Below are 4,145 nucleotides of genomic sequence, written 5' to 3' on the forward strand. Positions count from 1 at the left end.
CCAAGCCAGCAAGCGGGTGACGCCCTAAAGAGTGAAAGAGCATCGCAGCAAGTGGAATAAGGACCACGTAGCCAAGCTCAGATGCCGTATTTGATATGATACCAGCAAACACGACCGTCACGGTTACCATACGCTGAGAAGCGCCCATCACCATGCCACGCATTGCCGCAGAAAGTAACCCAGAGTGTTCAGCAATAGCAACACCAAGCATGGCAACCAGTACCGTCCCTAATGGTGCAAAACCGACAAAGTTTTTAACCAGGTTGGTCACAATCAGTTGCAGACCTTCGGCATTAAATAGGCTAACTACATGAATCATGCCGTCAGCAGCACGGCCTTTAGCTCCTTCTGGACGAGGGTCCATAACAGACACTTCAAAGTAGCCAGCAATGCCTGAAGTAATTAGGATTGCGACACAGAAGATGGCAAAAAGGGTGATTGGGTGGGGTAATAAGTTCCCCAAATATTCAACGCCGTCTAAAAAGCGGGTAAAAATAGGTTTTTTCGGCGAATTGTTTTTTATCGAAGCAGATGAACTCATCTGTTCCCTCCATTGAGTTTGCTTTTAATCTTAGTGATTTGTTTTTCCCTGATCTTGCGCTGCCAACACACAAGAGGCGGAAGATTACTTCACATTTTGAAATAAATGAAGCTCAATATGTAACAAAAGGTATTAAAAGGCAGTAAAACAAACCATAAAAAAACAAAAACAAAGATTATTTAACCAAAAATTAACAACAAAATAATATAGAGAGATAGAACGAGCAATCCAACCAATCCAACCAATCCAACCAATCCACGATAAGCACTTGTTCATAAGAATATTTTGCTAATATGTGGCGATAGTAAGATTGATTAGCATGTGAGTGATCGGGTTCAATTCTCAACATTTGCTTAATAATAACGACAGTGTGAGGCCAGACGTGTACTCCGTAAAACCGATAGGTGTTATTCAAACGCCATATAAAGAAAAATTTGCTGTTCCACGACAGCCTCGACTGGCGCCAAGTGCTACAGCACGGATTAAACTTCTGGATGAGGCTAACTGCATGGAATCGGTGAGAGGGATCAACGAGTTCAGTCATTTGTGGCTGCTCTTTTTGTTCGACAAGAATCTCACTGCTGGGTGGAAGCCCACGGTTCGTCCACCGAGACTAGGGGGAAATGAGCGCATTGGTGTGTTTGCATCACGAGCGACATTCAGACCTAATGGGATTGGTATGTCAGCCGTTGAGTTAAAAGGAGTCTCTCAAGAAAAGGGACAAACTTGGTTAGATTTAGGCAGTGTTGATCTCGTCGACGGAACCCCCATTCTCGATATCAAACCTTATATCCCCTACTCCGATTCCATTCCAAACGCATTAGGGGGGTTTGCCGCTGAAGAACCTGAAGTTCTAGACGTTAACTTCTCTGAAAGAGCAAAAAATCAACTGGCTGGGCACCCGCAAGCTCGCCAAATCATTCAGGTAATCAAAGAAGTTCTTGGACAAGATCCCCGCCCAGCGTACAAAAAAGGACAACCAGACAGTAAAGAATATGCGGTAAACTTGTTCGATCTCAACGTGAAATTTGTCATAGAAGCGCTTTTCATTACGGTTACTGACATTGAGCGCTTTTGAGATCACAAATAGGCTGATATTATATGCGGCTATATCAGATTTGCTGTCGTCATTGACCACCGCAAATTTTCTTTTATCAATGATCAAACGGATACCATAGAATGCGTACCAGTAACTATCTTCTTTCTACTTTGAAAGAGACTCCAAACGACGCAGAAGTTATCAGCCACCAGCTGATGCTACGTGCAGGTATGATCCGTAAGCTAGCTTCAGGTTTATACACTTGGCTACCTACCGGTCTACGTGTACTACGTAAAGTCGAAAACATCGTTCGTCAAGAAATCGACAATGCAGGTGCTGTTGAAACCTTGATGCCCGTTGTTCAGCCGTTTGAGCTTTGGGAAGAGACAGGCCGTTCAGAGAAAATGGGCCCTGAGCTGCTTCGTTTTACTGACCGTCATTCTCGTCCGTTTGTTCTTAGCCCAACGGCTGAAGAAGTCATTACTAGCCTTGTACGCAATGAAGTGAATTCTTATAAGCAGCTTCCGCTAAACCTATATCAAATCCAGACTAAATTCCGTGATGAGCGTCGCCCTCGTTTTGGCGTCATGCGTGCACGTGAATTCTCTATGATGGATGCGTACAGCTTTGACATCGACAAAGAAGGCCTAGAGAAATCTTACCAAGCGATGCACGATGCTTACTGTAAGGCATTCGACCGCATGGGGCTTGAGTACCGTCCTGTATTGGCTGACTCTGGCGCTATCGGTGGCAGTGGCTCGCAAGAATTCCACGTGCTTGCAGAGAGTGGTGAGGACCTAATCGCATTCTCTACAGAATCAGATTACGCAGCAAATATCGAAAAAGCCGAAGCTTTGGCTCCGACTGAAGAACTTTCAGCACCAACTCAAGAGATGGAACTGGTTGATACGCCAAACGCGAAAACTATCGCGGAGTTGGTAGAGCAACATGGTCTAGCGATTGAGAAAACAGTGAAGACTCTATTCGTTAAAGCTTCTGATGAAGTAGACGCTGATATCATTGCCCTTATCATCCGTGGTGACCACGAACTTAATGAAGTGAAGGCTGAAAATCTTCCACAAGTTGCTTCTCCACTGGAAATGGCTGATGAAGCTACGATCCGTGCACTGATCGGTGCTGGCCCGGGTTCACTAGGTCCTGTTGGCTTAGAGTTACCATTCATCGTTGATCGCACGGTTGCCGTCATGAATGACTTCGGCGCTGGTGCAAACGTAGATGGTAAGCACTACTTCGGTATCAACTGGGGTCGTGACGTTGAGCTTGCTCAAGTTGAAGATCTACGTAACGTTATAGAAGGTGATGCGAGCCCATGTGGCCAAGGTACACTGATGCTGAAACGTGGTATCGAAGTCGGACATATTTTCCAGCTGGGTAAAGCATACTCAGAAGCGATGAACTGTGGCGTGCTTGGGCCTGATGGTAAAAATACCATTTTAGAGATGGGCTGTTACGGTATCGGTGTTTCTCGTGTGGTGGCTTCTGCCATCGAGCAAAACCATGATAAATACGGCATTATTTGGCCTGACGCACTTGCACCATTCCAAGTGGCTATTGTTCCAATGAACATGCACAAATCTGAAGAAGTGAGAGAAGCGGCTGAAAAACTCTACACTGAACTGACTGCGATGGGCATTGAAGTACTATTCGATGACCGTAAAGAGCGCCCAGGCGTTATGTTCTCAGATATCGAATTAATCGGTATTCCCCACACTATCGTTATTGGCGATCGCTCAATGAAAGAAGGTAACTTTGAGTACAAAAACCGTCGTGCTGGTGAAAAATCGTCTATTCCGATGGCTGACATTATTGAACATGTAAAAGCTCAGCTTAAGTAACCATCATTTAAGCAACAAGCAACGATCAGTTAAAAAATAAAAGAAAAAGGGTTAACGATGAGCGTTAGCCCTTTTTTTACCATTGCCGTTCAGGCCATTAGCCTCCCTCATCTCAACCCGCTATTTTTCATCAATCCGATCGTATTGATAGTTTAATTCTCAACCATACAAAGCCATACCTTGAGCTATAACAAACTCTCGTTTTGAGTTTCCCAACAGCTATGTGTATATTGAGAGCAGTTATCATTTAGTTAGGGTTAAACCATGAAAGTATACGACTGTTGTGATCTGGTACGTGAACTGTACTCACAAATTGGCAGTGGCGATCAAAGCTACATTCCTAAAGCCATCACTTGCGCTGTGAAAACATTTAATGACATTGCGGCAGATGCATCGCTCCCTGAAGAGACCCGTGAACGAGCAGCATTTGCAGCGGCAAATCTATTGATTTCTGATTTTGAGGATTGATCATGAATCTATCGAATTTTGAAGCGATGGATCCAATCATGCTCATGAGTATCGTCAATATGAAACTTCGCGACGATTTTGGTGGTGATCTCGATAAGCTTGCCGTCTACTTTGAGATTGATAGAGCGGCATTAGAAGCAAAATTAGCAACAGCTGGTTTTGACTTCCTGCTAGATGCCGGTCAATTTCGTTAAGCCAAAAGCTTTCATGTTATAAATAAGAATATAAAAAAACCGCCGAT

At 44.2% G+C, this 4,145-nt stretch carries 5 protein-coding genes; 4 read left to right on the forward strand and 1 reads right to left on the reverse strand.

Annotated elements, in window-relative coordinates:
* The coding region (locus ACP45E_RS12620; protein ID WP_198927719.1) for an AbgT family transporter at positions 1-541 on the reverse strand (541 nt) is incomplete at its 3' end.
* A 382-nt stretch (positions 542-923) separates the two neighbouring features.
* On the opposite strand from ACP45E_RS12620, the gene tsaA reads away from it, so the two are divergent.
* The 4 genes from tsaA to ACP45E_RS12640 all read left to right on the forward strand — a co-directional run bounded on the left by tsaA (position 924) and on the right by ACP45E_RS12640 (position 4,098).
* Entirely contained in the window at positions 924-1,619 is a 696-nt protein-coding gene (gene tsaA / locus ACP45E_RS12625; RefSeq protein ID WP_026026759.1) for a tRNA (N6-threonylcarbamoyladenosine(37)-N6)-methyltransferase TrmO, read from the forward strand.
* A 101-nt stretch (positions 1,620-1,720) separates the two neighbouring features.
* Positions 1,721-3,436, forward strand: a complete 1,716-nt coding sequence (locus ACP45E_RS12630) for a proline--tRNA ligase (RefSeq protein ID WP_017038922.1) — start codon at positions 1,721-1,723, stop codon at positions 3,434-3,436.
* A 264-nt stretch (positions 3,437-3,700) separates the two neighbouring features.
* Positions 3,701-3,904 carry a YaeP family protein gene (locus tag ACP45E_RS12635; protein ID WP_017038921.1) on the forward strand — a complete coding sequence of 68 codons (204 nt, stop codon included), beginning with the start codon at positions 3,701-3,703 and terminating at the stop codon, positions 3,902-3,904.
* A gap of 2 nt (positions 3,905-3,906) precedes the next feature.
* Positions 3,907-4,098: a DUF4250 domain-containing protein gene (locus tag ACP45E_RS12640; RefSeq protein WP_017035687.1), complete on the forward strand. Its 192-nt coding sequence runs from the start codon at positions 3,907-3,909 to the stop codon at positions 4,096-4,098.
* The last annotated feature ends 47 nt before the right edge of the window (positions 4,099-4,145 follow it).

It is taken from the genome of Vibrio genomosp. F10 str. 9ZD137, assembly GCF_049974785.1.
Classification (GTDB): Bacteria; Pseudomonadota; Gammaproteobacteria; order Enterobacterales; family Vibrionaceae; genus Vibrio.

Bases quoted from the DNA above. Each gene is read 5' to 3' on its own strand.
- ACP45E_RS12630 (WP_017038922.1), top strand. From the start codon at position 1,721: ATGCGTACCAGTAACTATCTTCTTTCTACTTTGAAAGAGACTCCAAAC.
- ACP45E_RS12635 (WP_017038921.1), top strand. From the start codon at position 3,701: ATGAAAGTATACGACTGTTGTGATCTGGTACGTGAACTGTACTCACAA.
- ACP45E_RS12640 (WP_017035687.1), top strand. From the start codon at position 3,907: ATGAATCTATCGAATTTTGAAGCGATGGATCCAATCATGCTCATGAGT.